We start from the raw sequence: 206 nt of genomic DNA on the forward strand, positions 1-206 counted from the left end.
TCAGAAGTGAGGCTTAGATCTCGAAGTGAGGTTAAGCTAGTAAGAGCGCACGGAGGATGCCTAGGCGCTAGGAGCCGAAGAAGGACGTGGCGAACAACGAAACTGCCTCGGGGAGCTGTAAGCAAGCATCGATCCGGGGATGTCCGAATGGGGGAACCCACCATCCGTAATGGGATGGGATCCGCACCTGAATCCATAGGGTGTGC

At 56.3% G+C, this 206-nt stretch carries 1 rRNA gene; it reads left to right on the forward strand.

Features of this window, described 5'->3' with window-relative positions:
- Positions 1-29: 29 nt before the first annotated feature.
- Positions 30-206: ribosomal RNA gene (locus PSHG_RS31135) — 23S ribosomal RNA — on the forward strand; the annotation flags it as partial.

It is taken from the genome of Paenibacillus senegalensis JC66 (assembly GCF_000285515.1).
GTDB lineage: Bacteria > Bacillota > Bacilli > Paenibacillales > NBRC-103111 > Paenibacillus_L > Paenibacillus_L senegalensis.